Here is a 17382-nt window from a genome sequence, read left to right as displayed (position 1 = left end):
CGCTCCGCCGACGACGGCGACGGCGGCGACGGCGGCGACGGCGACGGGCGCCACCGGGAACCTCCGGCACGCCGACTGATCGATGAGCCCGGCTAATGGGTCGATGAGCTCATCGATCTTGTTCGGCCCCTTCGCCGGCTGGTGAGCTGGCCGCATGACGAACGCCGAAACCCTTGCCCCACCGGCCGGTTCATCCACCGGCCTGCGCTGGTCCCCGGTCCTCGCCGTCGCGCTCGCCACCTTCACCGTGGTGTCCTCCGAGATGATGCCGGTCGGCCTGCTCACCCCGATGTCCCGCAGCCTCGGGGTCACCGACGGGGTCACCGGCCTGTCCCTCACCATCACCGGCCTGATCGCCGCCGTCCTCTCCCCGTTCGCCCCGCTGCTCGTCGGCCGGCGCGACCGCCGGACCGTCCTGGTCGCCTTCATGCTGCTCCTCGCCCTGGCCGACGCGGTGACCGCGCTGGCACCGGACTTCGCCGTCCTGGCCGCCGGACGCGTCCTGCTCGGCGTCGCCATGGGCATCGTCTGGGGCCTCGCCGCCGGCATCGGTCCGCGCCTCGCCGACGGTCCGCGGATCGCGCTCGCCATGACACTGGTCTTCTCCGGCATCTCCATCGCCTCCGTCCTCGGCGTCCCGCTGGGCACCTACCTGGCGGCCCTGCTCGACTGGCGCGCCGCGTTCTGGGCGCTCGCCCTGCTCGGCGCCGGGTCCGCCGCCGTGCTCGCCGCCACGCTGCCCGCGCTGCCCGCGCACGAGCGCGGACGGCTCGGCGGACTGGCCGGCGCGCTGCGCCACCGGGGCGTCGCCGCCGGGATCGCGATCACCGGCCTCGTCGTGCTCGGCCACTTCGCCGGCTACACCTACGTCCGGCCGGTCCTGGAAGCCGAGGCGGGCCTCGGCAGCGGCGTGCTCGCCGCCTGCCTGCTGGTGTACGGACTCGCGGGCGTCGCCGGGAACTTCACCCTCGGCCCGCTGTCCGGGCGCCGCCCGAAGACGGCCGTCGCCCTCGCCCTCAGCGGCGTCGCCCTGGCCGCCGCCCTGCTCGCGTACGCCACCGGCGTCGTCGCCGTGCTGCTCGTCCTGGTCATCTGGGGCGCCTCGTACGGCGGGGTGTCGGTCTCCACCCAGACCTGGGTCCGCACCGCCGCCCCGGCCCGGTTCGAGGCCTCGGCGGCGGTCTGGGCGGGCGTGTTCAACGCGAGCATCGCGCTCGGCTCCTTCGTCGGCGGCCTGGTCGTCGACCGGGCCGGGAACCGCGCGGTCCTGTTCACCGCGGCCGGACTGGCGGCCGTCGGGCTGCTGCTCGCCCTGCTCACCCGGCCGCGCGAGCGGCGGCCCGGCCGGCAGGGCCGGCAGCCGGTGTAGCCCGGGCTCAGTCGACGTGCCCGGCCAGCAGTTCGACGAACTCCGCCGCCAGCCGGTGCGGCCGCCGCTCGTTCCGGACCACCTCCAGCGCGGTCGGCTCCAGCTCGGGCACCGGCAGGAAGCGGATGTCCGGCCGCTGGACGTACGTCGTGCTGCGCTCGCACAGCAGCAGCCCCTGGCCGGTGCTGGCCACCATCGACAGTCCCTCCTGGATGGTGGCCGCACCCGCCGGGTAGCACAGCTCCCGTCCGTCCGGCGTCCGCCGGGGCGCGTTCACCCGCCGCCAGTACTCGGGCGCCGGGCCGCGCGGCTCGACCAGCGGCAGCGCGGCCAGCTCCTCGGCGCTCACCCCGTCCGCCCCGCCGAGGCGCCGCGCCGCGGAGAACGCCACGTACACCGGCTGCCGGGAGAACTCCAGCAGCACCTCCAGCCCCGGCTCCCGGCACGGGGCGAGCACGATGGCCAGGTCGATCTCACCGCGGGCGAGCTGCGAGAACGGGTCCGCCCACGGCAGTTCGACCAGCCGCGCCGTACCCTCCGGCAGGCTCGCGATCACCCGGGCCACCGGCTCGTACACCGCGCACTGGAAGCCCAGCCGCAGCGGCCGGGCGGTGGCCGCTCCGGCCCGGGCGGCCTCGTACCCCTCCCGCAGCCGCTCGAAGGCGGGCACCACCTGCTCGGCCAGCGCCCGTCCCAGCGCGGTCAACTCCACGCGGCGGCTGGTCCGTCGGAACACCGGGGCGCCGACCCGGCTCTCCAGCCGCTTGATCAGCTGGGACACCCGCCCCTGCGAGACGCCGAGGCGCTCCGCCGTCCGCCCGAAGTGCAACTGGTGGACGAGGACGGAGAAGCACTCCAGCTCCTGCAACGGCAGCTCGGGCAGGACGGCTGTCCCGGAGGCTCCGGGGGCCGGCGTCGGTCGTTCCACCCCGGCAGTCTACGCCCGGCCGGCCTGCCGGTCCGCGGGCCGGCAGGCCAGCAGGGCGCGGAGCTCGGCGGCCGGGTCGCCCTCGTGGTACGGGCGTTCGCTCGGCTCGATGTGGTCCAGGAACTCCTGGTACCGCAGGGCGTAGGACAGGTGGTAGAGCGGCTCGGCGAGTTCGAGGGCGCGCCCCGGGTCGGAGCCGGGGGCGTGCCGCCGCCAGGCCTCCGTCCACACCCGGGCGTGGTGCTGCCAGGCCTCCTCGCCGAGGTAGGCGCGCGGGCGCAAACCGTCCAGGGCCGGGTGGCCGAGGCAGGAGTCGCTGTAGTCGACGACCACCGTGCCCGTGCCGTCGGAGCGCCAGTTGCCGGGGTGGAAGTCGCCGTGCAGCAGCGTCTCGGGCAGGCCGCAGCCGGCGAGCCGGTCCAACAGCCCGGGCAGTTCGGCGGCGAAGCCGGCCAGGCGCTCCAACTCCTCGGGCGTCAGGTCGGTCTCCTCGGCGAGCCGGTCCAGCCGCGCCGTCAGCTGGGCCGCCAGGGCGCGGGGGGTGCGGTCGCGCAGGCCGGCCAGGTCGGCCGGGCGGTCGGCGAGCGCCGCCTGGGCGGCGACGAGCCGGGGGACGACCTCGGCGACGGTCCCGGCGGACGGGCTCCAGCAGTCCTCGCCGGGGACGTGGTCGAGCAGCAGCCGCCCCGTCGGGGCGTCGGCGGCGAGGACGGTGGGGACGAGCCGGGGGTCGACGCTGCCGAACAGCGCGATGACCTCGCCCTCCCGGGCGTTGAACGCGGGCGTCGTGGTCTTCAGCCAGGCGTCGGCCCCGGTGGAGGTGGGCAGGCGGAAGAGGCCGGAGAGGTTCCACGTCCGGACCTGCCGCGCGGGCGCGGCCAACGGGCGGCCGACGGCGGCGAGTTCCGCCTCCGCCCAGGCCAGCGCCTCCCGCAGCCCGGCGGGCGTGGCCCAGGCTGCCCGGTGCTCCGCGGGGCCGAGCAGCGCGGCCGTGCCGCCGTCCGGGGCCCCGGGCTCGATCCCGGTCGGCCGGCGCAGCGCCTCGGCGTGGTAGCGCACCCGCCCGCCGTGGCCGGGCTCCCCGCTCCGCCCCTCGACCAACCGCGCCACCAGCACCGGCACCCCAGCCGCTTCCGTCGCCCGGGCGACCACCTCGTCCACGGAGGACCACCAGCCGAGTTCCACCTCGAAGGGGCCCAGCTGCCCGAAGTACTCGTCGCCGTACGTCAGATCGACCGTCACGGTCCGGTTGCTCGCTCGCTGCATCGGAGCAGCTTCGCCCACCAGGGCGGACGGGCGCGACCGATTTTCCGCGCCCGCCGACCGGAGGGCCGCGGCCCGCGCCCGTTCGCGCTCCGCCTCCGCCGCGGCCCGCGCCCGGTCGGACGCAAAGACGAGCCGGAGGGCCAACTCGTCCAGGGCCTCCGCCGTCTCCTCCCGCCAACCGGCGAGGCGGGCCGGGTCGCTCCCGTCGGGTCTGCGCGCCCGCACCGAACGCAGTTGCCGGAGCGATCGCTTGAGCGCGGGGTCGAGCACGGGAGCTTCTTCCGGAGGCGGCCTGCACCGAGGGGTTCGGCCCCGCTCAGAGGGCCGGAGGCGGCGCTAGCCGATGGCCACCGCCGTGCCGGAGACCCGCACCCGGGTGTCCCCGGCCCGCAGTTCGACCCGCAGCAGGCCCGGACGGCCCAGGTCGTCACCCTGGTGGAGCGTCAGCACCGCCGGGGCCGTCACCGCGCCGAGGTCCCGCAGGTACGCGCCGAAGGCGGCCGCGGCGGCGCCGGTGGCCGGGTCCTCGACCACGCCGCCGACCGGGAACGGGTCGCGGACGTGGAAGACCTCGGGGGCCTCCCGCCAGGCGAGCTGCAGGGTGGTCAGGTCGCGGGCGCGCATGTGGTCGGCGAGGCCGTCGAAGTCGTAGTCGAGCCGGGCCAGCCGCTCGCGGGTGGCGACCGCCAGGACGAGGTGCCGGGCGCCGGCGTAGGCGAGCCGGGGCGGCAGGGCCGGGTCGAGGTCCGCGGCGGACCAGCCGAGCAGGGCGAGCGCCTCCGCCACGTCGGCCGCCGGCACCTCCTCGACCTTCGGCTCGACGCTGGTGAGGGTGGCGCGCAGCAGTCCGTCGGCGCCGCGCTCGACCTCGACCGGGACGTCCCCGGCCGCGGTCGCGAAGACGTACTGCCCGGGGCCGGTGCGCTCGGCCAGGGCGACGGCGGAGCCGACCGTCGCGTGGCCGCAGAACGGCACCTCGGCGAGCGGGCTGAAGTACCGTACGCGGTAGGTCCCTTCGGCCGGTCCGGGGGTGAGGAAGGCGGTCTCGGAGTACCCGACCTCGGCGGCGACGGCGAGCATCCGCTCGTCGGTCAGCCCGGTGGCGTCGAGTACCACGCCGGCCGGGTTGCCGCCCTCGGGGCGGGTGGCGAAGGCGGCGTAGCGGAGGATCTCGGGAGCGGCGTCGTCGGTCATGACCGGAGGAACGCGCGCGCGGCGATCACTGTTCCCCGCTCACCGCGGCACCGTCCCGGGGGAGTCCGAGCCGGGCGCCGCCCGCCGGGTCGAGCCCGTGGAGGGTGTACCGCCCGCGCCCGGTCCGCCGCCGGGGCGGGCCGCCGGATGGGATGATCGTCCGCATGGCCCTGACCCCTTACCAGCAGCAGCTCCGCGACCGGATCACGGCCGCCGGGGTGACCTCCCCGCCGGAGCCGTGGCGGCCGGTCGGCGGGGGGCCGATCGCCGTCGGCGGGCTGCTCGGCATCGGTTTCGCCGTCCACCCGGAGAGCGGCCACGACCTGGTGCTGACGGTCTCGCACAGCGGCCACGGCCTGTTCGACGCGGTGACCGGCCTCAAGCTGGCCCGCGACCACGAGCCCGCCAAGGACCCGGACGGCCCGGACCTCGCCTGCCCCGGCCTCGGCCAGGTCGCCGACGTGCGCGTCCCGGTGGCGGGGATGTGGGGCGGCGGACTGCACACCTCCGCCGAGGGCGGCTGGCACGTCGAGGTGGCCGCCCCGGAGTGGCCGCACCACCGGGTGCTGCTCGCCACCGGCCGGGGGCCGTGGCAGGGCGAGCCCGGCGAGAGCTGGTGGCCGGTCCTCGACTCCGACTGGTCCGCCTTCCGCGCGGCCGGCTTCTCCCCGACCGGCCGCACCCTCGCGGTGGCCACCAGCAGCGACCTCGCGCTCTGGACCCGCAGTGAGGGCCCGTCGCTCGTGCCCTAGCCCTTCCGGGTCACCGGTGCCTTAGCCCTTCCGGATGCGGACGGGCCGCCGACCCCCGATCCTGGCGGCGAGGCGTGCCCGGCCCCGAGGAAGGACACCGAACGTGAGCGAACGAAGTGAGCGGACGACCAGCAGGCGCGTATCGCGCGAAGCGCCTGCCGAGCGAAGCGGGGCGGGCGCATGAGTGCACTCGACTTCGAGATCATCGACAGCCCGGACAGCTCGCTCAACAAGACCTCGGTCCTGGTAACCGGTCCGCACGACGCGCTGCTGGTGGACGCCGGGTTCACCCGCTCCGACGGGCGCCGCCTGGTGGACCGGATCGCGGCCGCCGGCAAGCGGCTGACCACCGTCTTCGTCAGCCACGGCGACCCGGACTTCTACTTCGGCGCCCAGGAGGTCCAGGACGCCTTCCCGCAGGCCCGCTTCCTGGCCACCGCCTCGACCGTCGAGCACATCCAGGAGACCTACGAGCCCAAGCTGCGGGCCTGGGCGCACCTGGGGCCGGAGCTGCCCACCCGGCTGGTGCGGCCCGAGGTGATGCACGGGGACGAGCTGGTCTTCGAGGGCCACCGCTTCGAGCTGCGCGGCGCCGACTTCCACCTGCCGGACCGGCACTACCTCTGGCAGCACCACCACCGGGCCGTGCTGGGCGGGGTGCTGCTCTTCGAGGGCCTGCACGTGTGGACCGCCGACACCCCCACCTCCACCCAACGGGCCGCCTGGATCGACCTGCTGGACGGCATCGAGGCGCTCCAGCCGACCTGGGTGGCGGCCGGCCACCGGGTCGCCGGCGCACCCACCGACCACACCGCCATCGACCACACCCGCGCCTACCTGCGCGCCTTCGAGACGGAGATCGGCCGGGCCCCGGACGCGGCGGCCGCCAAGGAGGCGCTGGAGCGGCGCTTTCCGCAGCTGGGGCTGCGGATCGCGGCGGACATCGGCACCAAGGTCGTCATGGGCGAGATGGCGTGGGGGTGAGCGGACGGTGATCGAGATCCCCCGGGACACCGCGTCCTTCGCCGAGTCGCCCGCCCCCGCCGACGTGGTGCGCCGCCAGTACCTGGCCTCCGCCCGGGGCGACCTGGCCGCGCTGCGCAGCACCCTGGCCGAGGACGTGGAGTGGACCGAGATGGCCGGGTTCCCGCTGGCCGGCACCTACCGCACCCCGAAGGGCGTCACCGCCAACGTGATGGAGCGGCTGGCCGCCGAGTGGCACGACTGGACGGCGCACGACGACACCTACGTGGTGGACGGCGAGACCGTCGTGGTGCTGGGCCGCTACACCGCCGTGCACCGGGCCACCGGGAAGCCGCTCGCGGTCCGGGTCGCCCACCGCTTCACCGTGCGCGGCGGCCGGATCGTGCGCTTCGAACAGTTCACCGACACCGCACTGGTCAGGGACGCGATGACCGCGTGAGACCGCCGCCGGGCCGGGCGGCCGGCGCCGCGTGAGGAGCGCGGCAGACCTGCCCGAGGCCGGGCGCCGAGGCGCCGCGTTCACTCGTACGGGCGAGCGCGGCGCGGCGCGCCCGGCGCGGTCTCGACAGACCACCCGGACGGCGGCAGGCTGACCCCGACCACGGCCGCAGAGCGAGGAGTCGAGCATGGCGGGCACGGACACCGGGACCACCGCGGCGGACGGCCGGCGGGAGCGCCCGATCGTCGTCGTCGGGGCGTCCCTGGGCGGCGCGAAGGCCGCCGAGGCGCTGCGCGAGGCCGGGTACCGGGGCGGCATCGTCCTGATCGGCGAGGAGCACGAGCGCCCGTACGAGCGGCCGCCGCTGTCCAAGGGATACCTGCAGGGCAAGACGTCCCGGGAGAAGATCTACGTCCACCCGCCGCAGTGGTACGCGGAGCACGACGTCACGCTGCGGCTGGGCACGGCGGTGGCCGCGATCGACCCGGCCGGGCACACCGTGACGCTCGCCGACGACGGCCAGGTGGAGTACGCCAAGCTGCTGCTGACCACCGGCTCGGTGCCGCGCCGGCTGCCGGTGCCCGGCGCCGACCAGGACGGGGTGCTCTACCTGCGCCGGGTCGAGGACAGCGACCGGATCAGGGCGGCGCTGCGGCCGGGGGCCCGGATCGCGGTGATCGGCGCCGGCTGGATCGGGCTGGAGGTGGCGGCCGCGGCCCGGGAGGCGGGCGCCGAGGTGACGGTGCTGGAGGCCCTCGAACTGCCGCTGCTGCGGGTGCTCGGCCGGGAGGTCGCCCAGGTCTTCGCCGACCTGCACCGGGAGCACGGCGTGGACCTGCGCCTCGGCGTCAAGGTGGCCGAACTGACCGGTAGGGGCGGCACGGTGAGCGGCGTGCGGCTCGCCGACGGCACGACGGTGGCGGCCGACGCGGTGGTGGTCGGCATCGGCATCGCCCCCGCCACCGGCCTCGCCGAGGCGGCCGGGCTGGAGGTCGACGACGGCGTGAAGACCGACCAGCACCTGCGCACCTCGGACCCGGACGTCTACGCGGCCGGCGACGTCGCCAACGCCTTCCACCCGCTGTTCGGCACCCATGTGCGGGTCGAGCACTGGGCCAACGCGCTCAACCAGCCGCAGACCGCCGCCCGCGCCCTGCTCGGGCAGCCGGACGCGGTGTACGACCGGATCCCGTACTTCTTCACCGACCAGTACGACCTCGGGATGGAGTACGTCGGCTACGTCGAGCCGGACGGCTACGACCGGGTGGTGTTCCGCGGCGACCCGGCCACCCGCGAGTTCATCGCGTTCTGGCTGTCCGGTGGCCGGGTGCTCGCGGGGATGAACGTCAACGTCTGGGACGTCACCGACCCGATCCGCGAACTGATCGTCTCCGAGCGCACGGTGGACGCCGACCGCCTGGCGAACCCGAGCATCCCCCTCGGCGAGGTCTGAGACACGGCACGAGCCCTGGTCGACGAGCAGCCAACCAAGACCCCGTCCGTTCACCGCTGAGGGAGGGTCTGTAAAAGAACGGTGTAACTCCCGATCAAGGAGAAGCACCTGATGAAGGAAGTCAACGTCTCGGCCGAGGCCGTCGAGGCTGTGCGGCCGGTGGAGTTGCAGTCGGACGCGCTGGATGAGCAGTTGATCGGTCAGCTGGTGGACCGGGTCCGCGCGAGCGGGCTGCAGCTCACCGGTGCCGGCGGCCTGCTGCAGCAGCTGACGAAGAAGACCCTGGAGTCCGCCCTCGAGGGCGAGATGACGGACCACCTCGGGTACGAGAAACACGACCCGACCGGCGCGGGCAGCGGGAACTCGCGCAACGGCACCCGTTCCAAGACCGTGCTGACCGAGGTCGGACCGGTCGCCATCGAGGTACCCCGCGACCGCGAGGGTTCCTTCGAGCCGCGACTGGTCCGCAAGCGCCGGCGGCGCCTGTCCGGGGTGGACGAGATGGTGCTCTCGCTGTCCGCCCGTGGCCTGACGCACGGTGAGATCTCCGCGCACCTGGCCGAGGTCTACGGCGCGGACGTGTCCAGGCAGACGATCTCCACCATCACCGACCAGGTGATCGAGGGCATGGCCGAGTGGCAGAACCGGCCGCTCGACCCGGTCTATCCGGTGGTGTTCATCGACTGCGTGCATGTGAAGCTTCGCGACGGCCAGGTCGCCAACCGGCCGATCTACGTCGCGCTCGCGGTCACGGTCGAGGGCACCCGCGAGATCCTCGGGTTGTGGGCCGGCGACGGCGGCGAGGGCGCCAAGTACCGGCTGCACGTGCTGCCCGAGATCAAGAACCGCGGCGTCGCAGACGTCTGCATGGTCGTCTGCGACGGCCTCAAAGGCCTGCCGGACGCCATCGCCGCGGTCTGGCCGCAGGCCGTCACGCAGACCTGCACCGGTTCATTGGACAGACCCCTCGCCAGCGCAATGCGTCGGCGAGACAAACCTCCCTCCAATTCGTAACCCGTGACCACCCATGTCAAGAAAATTCATAAACGTGCTCATTGGCCTCCTGCTGGTCAATGCGTAGGTCAGTCCGCGCGCAGCAGTTGGGCTCGGCGGGCGAGCTCGGCGGCGCCGTGGACTCCTCGCCTGGCGTAGAGGCCGAGGGCGGAGTGCATGGTGTCCAGCTCTGTGCGGTTGCGGCGGGAGGCGACGCCGTCCATCAGGTCAAGGCTCTGGCTCCACAGTCCGACGGCTTCCTCATAGCGTCCTTGGGCTGCGACGGCCTTGGCGATGTTCGCGAGGGTGGTGCCGCGGAGGCGGTGGTAGGTCTCTGGTCGGCGGCTGTCCAGGGCGGCGCGGTAGTGACGCTCGGCGGCCTTGTTGTCCTTCATCGCGGTCAGGGTCCGGCCGGTGTGGGAGGCCACGGTGGCCACGGCGGGGCCGGCGGCCGCGGCGTAGGCGGGGATGGTGTCGGCGCCGCCTGCGAGCATGGCGTCCTCGGCGGCGAGGATGAGCTTGGCGGCGGTCGCGCTGTCGCCGTCCGCCCCGTGGGCGCGGGCCGCCGTGATCAGCAGCAGTGCCTCGGTCTGAGGGTCGACCTTTCCGCGCGCCCGCTCCAGGGCAGCGTGAGCCAGGTCGACGCAGCCGGTGGGCTGTTTCAGGTCGAGGGCCTGGTGGACGAGAGCGCGCATCGTCCATGCCGCGTGTCCAGCGGGGTCGCCCTCGCAGGCGAGCTGGTGGGCGAGCAGGTAGAACTTCTGCGCGGCGCCCTCCCGGCCGGCATCGTGGCATTTCCAGCCGATCAGGGTGGCCAGCTCGGCGGCCGCGCCGAAGGTACCGCAGCGGATCTCATCGTTCGGGAAGGCGCCCGCGTGGAGCATGGGGGTGACGACGTCGTCGAGGTAGGTGGTGATGGCGGCCAGGCCGTGGCCGCCGCCGTGCCGTTCGTCGGCGGTGCGGAACATCTCGGTGAACTGTCGTACGGTCTCCAGTTCGCCGGCCCCGATCCGCCCGCCGTTGGCGACGGCACGGAGCATGGCGGCGGCGGCTTGGTGGTCGTAGGTGAGCGGGAGCGCGACGGCGGCGGTGGAGAACGCGAGCGCGAGGAAGTCCCGGCGGCGGTGCACGATGAGCCTCCTGAGATCGGCGGCGGCGGCCAACGGATCGGGGTGCATGGCGTCCTCGACCGGTTCGCAGCCTAGGCCGAGTTCGGCAGGCGTCACCTTGCGCCGGAGCTTCCGGCTGAGGGCTTCGGCGAGGTAGCCCGGCGTCCGGCCGGTCGGCGTGCCGCCGGCCACCCAGTAGTGGACGGCCGAGCGGGAGGTGCGCAGCGGCTCTCCCGCTTCGGCTGCGACCGTGCGGATCGCCTTGGCGAGGGCTTCGTACGTGTACCCGGATTCTTCGATGACTGCGGCGAGCTGCTGGTTGCGCTGCTGTCGTTCAGTCAACTCAACCTCCCTGGAACGATCTTGAACAGATTGAACGGGGTCGGTGGGCCGCCACCGTACCGCTGCCGGGTGATCCGGCGTTTCACTGGCGGAACCCAACCACACCCCCTCAGGAGGTTCATTCCTCATGGCTGACGTGTCCTCCGATCCGCGGTTGCGGCAGCTGGACGGCGCCACGGTGCTGGTCACCGGTGGCGGCGGCCTGGTCGGCAGCCGCATCGTCGCGCAGCTCGCCGCCGCCGGGGCCAGCTCGCTTGTGCTCGACCGCTTCGACGCCTACCCGCACCCGGTGCGGGACCGCTTCGAGGTGGACCGGCATGCGGCGGAAGTCGTCCTCGGCGACGTGCGGGAGAAGGCCACCGTGAACTGGATGGCCCGGCGGGCGGACTTCGTGGTTCACGCGGCGGCGTACGCGGACGTCGCGGCGTGCACCCGCAGGCCCGACATCGCGTTCGCCTCCAACGTGCACGGCACGCAGGTCCTGCTGGACGCCGTCGCCGGGGCCGCGGTGAAGCGTCTGGTCTTCGTCTCCTCCGCCTCCGTGTACGGCAACGGCATCCCGGTCGGGGACGTCCCGTCCCGGTTCGCCGAGGACCAGCCGCTCGACCCGATCTCCGTCTACGCCAACACCAAGGTCTGGGCGGAGCACCAGGTGCGGCTGATGCTCTCCGGCACCGGGACGGAACACGCGATCGTGCGGTACTTCTCCGTCTACGGCGAGCCGCAGGCGCCCAAGCCCGGGTCGCACTCGTGGATGGTGCCGTGGATGGCCATGTCCGCCCACACCGGGCAGCCGATCCGACTCAACGGCGGCGGCCGGCAGGTGCGGGACATGGTGCACGTCGAGGACATCGCCCGCGCCACCGTCCTCGCCCTGGTCACCGACCGGATGGCCGGGCGGACCGTCAACGTCGGCACCGGCGTGGCCACGACGGTCCGGCAGATCGGCGAGCTGATCGCCGGCCACTACCCGGGCGCGGAGTTCATCACGACGCCCATGCCCGCGGGCGACCCGCGCGGCGGCTGCGCCGACACCCGCCTGGCCACCGATCTCCTCGGCTGGCAGCCCGGCATCACCCTGGCCGACGGCATCAGCCGCTACGTCGCCTGGCTGAAGGCCTCCCCCGGAGCAATCCCGGACTGGTTCACCACTCCTCGCACCCCCACCCCCGCCCCGACCTCGGCCGCGCTGGCCGCCTGAACGAAGGGATCACCCCTGATGCATGTCGTACTGCTCGGCGGTGCCGGCTACCTGGGCACCGTCGCCTCCCACCACCTGGCTGCCCTCGGCCACGAGGTCACCGTGGTGGACGGGCTGATCTACCACCGCGAGGACGACCCCGCCGCGCTGCTTCCCCGTACCGCCCGCTTCGTGCACGGGGACCTGCGCGACGCCGCTCTGCTGGCCCGCGTGAGCGCGGACGCGGACGCCGTGGTGCACCTGGGCGGGATCGTCGGCGAGCCGGCCAGTCAGCTGGACGAGCAGCTGGCGGTCGAGCTCAATTACGCCTGCCCGATGATCGCCGCCGAGGCCGCCACCGCGGCCGGGGTCGGGCACTACGTCTTCTTCTCCTCGTGCAGCGTCTACGGGCTGCACGAGGGCACCGTGGACGAGGACACCGAGCCCAACCCGCTGGGCGTCTACGCCCGCACCAAGGTGCTGGCCGAACGGCGGCTCCCGGACGTCCTCGGCTCGCAGAGCGCGCCGGCGTGCCTTCGCCTGGCCACCGTGCACGGCGCCTCGCCCCGCCAGCGGCTGGACTCGGTGGTGAACAAGATGGCGTCCCACGCGGCTTCCAGCGGCCGCATCCCCCTCAACGGCGGGTCCCAGCGCCGGCCGCTCGTACACGTCGGCGACGTGGCGCGGGTCCTGGCCGGGGTACTGGAGCAGCGGCTGACCGGTACCTGGAACGTGGGCAGCGACCCGGAGAACCACACCATCGGAGACATCGCCGCCACGGTGGCCGAGGTCGTGCCGGGCGCGGTGATCGACCGGGGACCGGAGCGGGACGAGGCCGACGCCCGCGACTACCGGGTGAGCTTCGCCCGGATCGAGCAGGCGCTGCCCGGCGCGTGCGCCACGGCGCTCAAGGACGGTGTGCGGGAGATCGCCGACCTGGTGCTGACCGGCGCCGTCACCGACCCCGGGCAGGCGCAGTACGACAACCACCGCGGGCTGCTCGGCGCCGTCACCTCCGGGAAGGTCGGCCGTCTGGAGAGCGCCGCCTGCCGCCGGTACGGCGCCGAGTACACCAGCGCGTGGGAGGCGTCATGACCGTTGACGTGCCGGCCACGCCCGCCACCACCGCGCCGTTTCTGCCGTGGAACCGGCCCTCGATCGGACCGGAAGAGGAGACGGAGGTCCTGGACACCCTGCGCTCGGGCTGGTTGACCCACGGACCGAAGGCAGCCCGGTTCGAGGAGGCCGTGCGGGACGCGCTCGGTGTGCAGGACGCGTTCGCGGTGTCGTCCTGCACCGCGGCCGTGCACCTGGCGCTGCTCGCGGCCGGGATCGGGCCCGGGGACGAGGTGATCACGCCGAGCCTGACGTTCTGCGCGGTGCCGAACACCGTCGTCCAGTGTGGTGCACGCCCGGTGTTCGCCGACATCGACCCGGTGACCTTCAACCTCGCCCCTGCGGCGGCCGAGGCGGCGATCACCCCGCGGACGAAGGCGATCGCCGTCATGCACTACGGCGGCCAGCCCTGCGACCTCGCCGCGTTCCGCAAGCTGGCCGACGACCACGCGCTGCTGCTGATCGAGGACGCCGCCCACGCGCTGCACGCCTGGCGCGACGGCGCGCGGGTCGGCTCCGTCGGAGACCTGGCCGTCTTCTCCTTCTACGCCAACAAGGTCATCACCACCGGCGAAGGCGGCGTGCTCGCCGGGCACGGCGACCTCGTCCGGAAGGCGCGGCTGCTGGGCCGGCACGGCATCGACTCCTCAGCCTGGCGGCGGCACGGCGAGCGGCGCACGGCCGACTACGAGGTCACCGTACCCGGCCTCAAGAGTGTGATGCCGGACATCACGGCGGCGGTCGGCATCAGGCAGTGGGAGAAGTTGGAGGACTTCACCGCCGCCCGGGGCCGGATCGCCGCTTCCTACGACCGGTCCCTGGCAGGCCTTCCGGGGCTGCGTCTGCCGGCCGTCCTCGACGGGGTCCGGCACGGCTGGTTCCTGTACCCGGTGCTGATCGACCCGGTCGGTGGCCGGTCCCGGGACACGGTGGCCGACGCACTGCGTGAGGTGCACGGGATCGGCACCAGTGTGCACTTCACGCCGGTGCACCGGCTCGCGGCGTACCGGCAGCTGGAGTGCCACCTGCCGGTCACCGAACAGGTCGCTGCCCGGCAGCTGTCCCTGCCGTGCTACCCAGCCATGACCGCGGCCGACGTGCAACGGGTCATCAACGCGATGCACGCCATCTGGGCCTGACCCGACCCTGGCCGGGGCGCCCGTCAGAAGATCGGCGGCCGCCCCAGCTGGGCCATCCGGCGCACCGTGCTCCACCGCATCGGCCGTCGCGGCGGGCATGCCACCCGCACACCCTCGAAGAAGCCGCCCCACCACGCCTTCAAGCCCTCCATCGGCGGGCGGCGCAGCAGGGTGTAGCCGATCCAGGAAGCCAGGTAGACGGGCACCAGCGGGGCGGGAAGATGGCGCTTGGCGAGCCAGACACGGTTACGGGCGGTCATGCGGTAGTAGGCGGCGTGGCGGGCCGGGTCGGTGCGGGGGTGCTGGAGCACCATGTCGGCGCGGTAGTCGATGCCCCAGCCGGCGTCCAGGGCCCGCCAGGCGAAGTCGGTCTCCTCGTGGGCGTAGAAGAACGGTGCGGGGAACGGGCCGACCTGGTCGATCACGGTCATGCGGATGGCGTGGCCGCCGCCGAGGAAGGTCGTGACCGGGCCGGACTGCATCGGGTCCGAGGCGCCGAGGCGGGGGACGTGGCGGCGCTGGGTGAACCCGGTCTCGTCCGCGATCCGGAAGGAGACGATGCCCAGCTTCGAGTCCTGCTCGAACGCCTCCCGGATCAGCCGGAAGGTGTCCGTGCGCGGCAGCAGTCCGTCGTCGTCCAGCACCACCAGCACATCCGTGCCGCCGAGCTCGCGAAGCCGCTCCACGCCGGCGTTGCGGCCTCCAGGGATGCCCAGGTTCTCCGGCAGCTCCACCGCGTCCACCCACTGGGGCAGCTCGGGCAGCTTGACGCCCTGCCCGAGGACCACCGCGCGCACTCCGGTGTCGGCGCCGTCCTGGGCCTGCACCGACTCCAGCAGCGCCGCCAGCTCGGCGGGCCGGTTGCCCATCGTCAGCACCACCACGCCCAGCGTGACGCCCATGCGAACCGACCTGACCCTTCGAGGACTCGATGAACTCTCCGACACCCAGCACCGACGCCCGCCGGCCGCTGCACGAGCTGGCGGCCGCGGGCCGCTTGCCCGACCACCAGGTGATGGACCGGCCGACGCTGGCGTGGATCGCCGACCAGCGGCCGGTCCGTCCGGGTGCGCGGCCCAGACTGCCATACCCCGCGGCGGTCCTGGTACCCGATCGGTCCTGGTTCGCCCGCACGGAGACCACCACCTCCATCCACGGCGTCCTGCACGGTGCCCGGGTCACCGTCCTTGTCCAGCTGCTCGCCGTCGGCCACCACCTCGCACCCGGCCGAGTGCTCGCGCTCGCCGCGGCGGCAGCCTGCCACGACTGCCGCCGCCTCAACGACCGCACCGACCCCGGCCACGGCCGGCGCGCCGCCGACTGGCTCACCCAGCACCCCGCCAGCCTCCACACCGCGTTCGGCCACACCCCCAGCGCCGAGGCAATCACCGCCGTCGCCCTCCACGACGTCCCCCCTCACGCCTTCACCCCCGAGCAGCAGGCCGCCTACCGGCGCCACCGGCTGGCCGTCGACCTGCTCAAGGCCGCCGACGCCCTCGACCGCTACCGCCTCCCCGCCACCCGCTGGTGGCCCGCCCTCCACCAGTTGCGCCTCCAGGTCCCCGTCTGGGCACCCGTCCTCGCCCACGAGCTGGTGGTGCTCACCGAACAGGCCCGCCTCGACGGTGCCACCGACACCCACGCCGTCCACCTGGCGCTCCGCGCCCTGTCGACCGAAAAGGAGACGCCCCGTGCCATCTGACTGGGACCTCGCCCACACCGACCTCGACTCCCCCACCGGCACGCACCTGCCCGCCGGCCTCGCCGCCACCCCGGACCACTGGCGCCACTACCTCCAGCACACCCCCAACGGGCACCTGCTACGGCCCGATGGCAACGCCATGCTCACCGCCCTCGCCTCCGGCCGCCCCCTGCACCTGCTGCACCTGACCCGTTCCCTGGACGCCGTCCGCACCAGCGGCCACCTGCTCGCCTCCACCGGCTGCCTCGTCGGCGCGATCTACGGCTCCCCCCTCACCCCGCTGCCCGGCGGCGCGCTGCGCCCGCACAACCTCGGCGCCCACCTCCTCGACACCCTCCCCGCGCTGGACAGCAGGCGCGACAGCACGCCCCTGGTCATCGAGATCACCCCCGACCGCACGGCCGAGGCGGCGGGTCTGGACTACCTGCGCCTGGGTTCCGTGCACCTGCGCGCCTTCGACCGCCACCGCCGTGCCCTGACGCCCACCGAGGACGAGAAGGTGGCCCGGTCGGTGGCCGACCGGGTGCGCGCCGCCGCACCGCTGCTCGACCTGATGCTCGGCCTCGCCGCCGGCCGCACGCACCCGGAAGCCGGTCACTTCCTCGACCAGGTGGCCGCCACCGTGCCGGTGATGCCCTACCTCGGCTACCTCTACTTCGAGACCGTCGCCGAGTACCTGATGCTCCACTCCACGAGCACCGCGACGAAGTCCTACGCCGAGCTGGGCGAGATGAACAACCACCTCTACAGGCAGCTCGTCCTCACCGCCGTCGACGGCATGGGCACCCTCTTCGACCTCAGCCGCTTCCACCCCTGCCACCGTCGACTGCTCCAGCTCGTCGACACCATCGAGCCCGGGCTGTCCGAGACGGCCGCCGGCTTCGTTCGCGACCGCCTTTCCCACCGCTTCGCGGCCACCGCCCTCACACCAGCCGCCGACGCCTCCACGTTCACCTTCGCCGCGGCGACCACCGACGACCTGCGGACGTCGGCCACCCCGCTGCTCGGCCAGCTCCTGTTCCGCGAGGTCCGTCTCCTGGACCGGTACCCGCAGCTCTACCACCTCTTCGAGCAGGAGAAGGCCGCGGAGGCGTGGACGTACTGGAACCGCCAGAACGTCACCGCTCCCTTCAACAGCACCTGCGGCCCGAAGGGAGAGCTCGGCGTGAACCCGGCCGCCCCGCTGACCCGGGTGACCGTCTGGACAGCCGAGCAGTGCTCCCTCGGCCTCCTTCACCCGACCGAACGGGTGGCGGCCGTGGCGGCCCCGCGGCTGGTGCCCTGGCTCGTCGCGCACCTGCGCGACAGGACGGAGGAGGAGCGATGGAACAACCGGTCATCAGCTCAGGCGTGAGCCGGCCAGCCCTGATCGTCCTTCGGGGCAACTCTGTGTCGGGGAAGACGAGTACAACCAGA

Annotated in this window: 15 protein-coding genes and 1 pseudogene; 11 read left to right on the top strand and 5 right to left on the bottom strand. The window is 73.8% G+C overall.

Features of this window, described 5'->3' with window-relative positions:
• Window positions 1–154: 154 nt before the first annotated feature.
• Window positions 155–1369 carry an MFS transporter gene (locus tag ACZ5GH_RS32335; protein ID WP_464336051.1) on the top strand — a complete coding sequence of 405 codons (1215 nt, stop codon included), beginning with the start codon at window positions 155–157 and terminating at the stop codon, window positions 1367–1369.
• Between the two features lie 7 nt (window positions 1370–1376).
• Here ACZ5GH_RS32335 and ACZ5GH_RS32330 read toward each other — a convergent pair whose 3' ends face one another.
• The 3 genes from ACZ5GH_RS32330 to ACZ5GH_RS32320 all read right to left on the bottom strand — a co-directional run bounded on the left by ACZ5GH_RS32330 (window position 1377) and on the right by ACZ5GH_RS32320 (window position 4757).
• On the bottom strand, window positions 1377–2297 hold the full coding sequence (locus ACZ5GH_RS32330; protein ID WP_464336050.1) for a LysR family transcriptional regulator: 921 nt from the start codon (window positions 2295–2297) through the stop codon (window positions 1377–1379).
• Window positions 2298–2306: 9 nt separating this feature from the next.
• Window positions 2307–3833, bottom strand: coding sequence for a phosphotransferase family protein (locus ACZ5GH_RS32325; RefSeq protein ID WP_464336049.1), 1527 nt, complete (start codon window positions 3831–3833; stop codon window positions 2307–2309).
• 66 nt (window positions 3834–3899) lie between these two features.
• The gene (locus ACZ5GH_RS32320; RefSeq protein WP_387753835.1) at window positions 3900–4757 is read right to left on the bottom strand and encodes a PhzF family phenazine biosynthesis protein; all 858 of its coding nucleotides are present in this window, start codon (window positions 4755–4757) and stop codon (window positions 3900–3902) included.
• A gap of 164 nt (window positions 4758–4921) precedes the next feature.
• Here ACZ5GH_RS32320 and ACZ5GH_RS32315 point away from each other — a divergent pair, with 164 nt between their 5' ends.
• The 5 genes and pseudogenes from ACZ5GH_RS32315 to ACZ5GH_RS32295 all read left to right on the top strand — a co-directional run.
• Window positions 4922–5509: a hypothetical protein gene (locus ACZ5GH_RS32315; protein ID WP_464336048.1), complete on the top strand. Its 588-nt coding sequence runs from the start codon at window positions 4922–4924 to the stop codon at window positions 5507–5509.
• Between the two features lie 180 nt (window positions 5510–5689).
• Window positions 5690–6493, top strand: coding sequence for an MBL fold metallo-hydrolase (locus ACZ5GH_RS32310; RefSeq protein WP_387753839.1), 804 nt, complete (start codon window positions 5690–5692; stop codon window positions 6491–6493).
• Window positions 6494–6500: 7 nt separating this feature from the next.
• Entirely contained in the window at window positions 6501–6932 is a 432-nt protein-coding gene (locus tag ACZ5GH_RS32305; RefSeq protein WP_387753842.1) for a nuclear transport factor 2 family protein, read from the top strand.
• Between the two features lie 187 nt (window positions 6933–7119).
• The gene (locus ACZ5GH_RS32300; protein ID WP_464336047.1) at window positions 7120–8385 is read left to right on the top strand and encodes an NAD(P)/FAD-dependent oxidoreductase; all 1266 of its coding nucleotides are present in this window, start codon (window positions 7120–7122) and stop codon (window positions 8383–8385) included.
• 111 nt (window positions 8386–8496) lie between these two features.
• Window positions 8497–9378, top strand: a pseudogene (locus ACZ5GH_RS32295) (IS256 family transposase); the annotation flags it as partial.
• Between the two features lie 89 nt (window positions 9379–9467).
• Here the strand turns inward: ACZ5GH_RS32295 and ACZ5GH_RS32290 are convergent.
• Window positions 9468–10829: a tetratricopeptide repeat protein gene (locus ACZ5GH_RS32290; protein ID WP_464336046.1), complete on the bottom strand. Its 1362-nt coding sequence runs from the start codon at window positions 10827–10829 to the stop codon at window positions 9468–9470.
• 127 nt (window positions 10830–10956) lie between these two features.
• On the opposite strand from ACZ5GH_RS32290, the gene ACZ5GH_RS32285 reads away from it, so the two are divergent.
• From ACZ5GH_RS32285 to ACZ5GH_RS32275, 3 genes are read left to right on the top strand one after another with little or no spacing between them, the layout of a single operon-like run.
• A complete protein-coding gene (locus tag ACZ5GH_RS32285; RefSeq protein WP_464336045.1) occupies window positions 10957–12030 on the top strand; it encodes an NAD-dependent epimerase/dehydratase family protein in 1074 nt (357 codons plus the stop codon).
• Window positions 12031–12048: 18 nt separating this feature from the next.
• Window positions 12049–13104: an NAD-dependent epimerase/dehydratase family protein gene (locus ACZ5GH_RS32280; protein WP_464336044.1), complete on the top strand. Its 1056-nt coding sequence runs from the start codon at window positions 12049–12051 to the stop codon at window positions 13102–13104.
• Window positions 13101–14264, top strand: a complete 1164-nt coding sequence (locus ACZ5GH_RS32275; RefSeq protein WP_464336043.1) for a DegT/DnrJ/EryC1/StrS family aminotransferase — start codon at window positions 13101–13103, stop codon at window positions 14262–14264. Before ACZ5GH_RS32280 ends, ACZ5GH_RS32275 begins: the two co-directional genes overlap by 4 nt.
• Before the next feature lie 23 nt (window positions 14265–14287).
• Here ACZ5GH_RS32275 and ACZ5GH_RS32270 read toward each other — a convergent pair whose 3' ends face one another.
• Window positions 14288–15166, bottom strand: a complete 879-nt coding sequence (locus ACZ5GH_RS32270) for a glycosyltransferase family 2 protein (RefSeq protein WP_387753855.1) — start codon at window positions 15164–15166, stop codon at window positions 14288–14290.
• Between the two features lie 29 nt (window positions 15167–15195).
• Here ACZ5GH_RS32270 and ACZ5GH_RS32265 point away from each other — a divergent pair, with 29 nt between their 5' ends.
• Both ACZ5GH_RS32265 and ACZ5GH_RS32260 read left to right on the top strand, forming a co-directional pair.
• Window positions 15196–15966: a hypothetical protein gene (locus ACZ5GH_RS32265; RefSeq protein ID WP_464336042.1), complete on the top strand. Its 771-nt coding sequence runs from the start codon at window positions 15196–15198 to the stop codon at window positions 15964–15966.
• Complete coding sequence (locus ACZ5GH_RS32260; protein ID WP_464336041.1) at window positions 15956–17320, top strand: hypothetical protein; 1365 nt, start codon at window positions 15956–15958, stop codon at window positions 17318–17320. The genes ACZ5GH_RS32265 and ACZ5GH_RS32260 overlap by 11 nt, the downstream gene beginning before the upstream one ends.
• Window positions 17321–17382: the final 62 nt, after the last annotated feature.

It is taken from the genome of Kitasatospora sp. Xyl93 (assembly GCF_055383135.1).
The sequence above is the reverse complement of the archived record's forward strand: the minus strand, read 5'-3'. Positions and strand labels throughout refer to the sequence as shown.

Coding starts and splice junctions, on each gene's coding strand:
- ACZ5GH_RS32335 (WP_464336051.1), top strand. CDS start 155: ATGACGAACGCCGAAACCCTTGCCCCACCGGCCGGTTCATCCACCGGC.
- ACZ5GH_RS32320 (WP_387753835.1), bottom strand. CDS start 4,757: ATGACCGACGACGCCGCTCCCGAGATCCTCCGCTACGCCGCCTTCGCC.
- ACZ5GH_RS32315 (WP_464336048.1), top strand. CDS start 4,922: ATGGCCCTGACCCCTTACCAGCAGCAGCTCCGCGACCGGATCACGGCC.
- ACZ5GH_RS32310 (WP_387753839.1), top strand. CDS start 5,690: ATGAGTGCACTCGACTTCGAGATCATCGACAGCCCGGACAGCTCGCTC.
- ACZ5GH_RS32300 (WP_464336047.1), top strand. CDS start 7,120: ATGGCGGGCACGGACACCGGGACCACCGCGGCGGACGGCCGGCGGGAG.
- ACZ5GH_RS32285 (WP_464336045.1), top strand. CDS start 10,957: ATGGCTGACGTGTCCTCCGATCCGCGGTTGCGGCAGCTGGACGGCGCC.
- ACZ5GH_RS32280 (WP_464336044.1), top strand. CDS start 12,049: ATGCATGTCGTACTGCTCGGCGGTGCCGGCTACCTGGGCACCGTCGCC.
- ACZ5GH_RS32275 (WP_464336043.1), top strand. CDS start 13,101: ATGACCGTTGACGTGCCGGCCACGCCCGCCACCACCGCGCCGTTTCTG.
- ACZ5GH_RS32270 (WP_387753855.1), bottom strand. CDS start 15,166: ATGGGCGTCACGCTGGGCGTGGTGGTGCTGACGATGGGCAACCGGCCC.
- ACZ5GH_RS32265 (WP_464336042.1), top strand. CDS start 15,196: ATGAACTCTCCGACACCCAGCACCGACGCCCGCCGGCCGCTGCACGAG.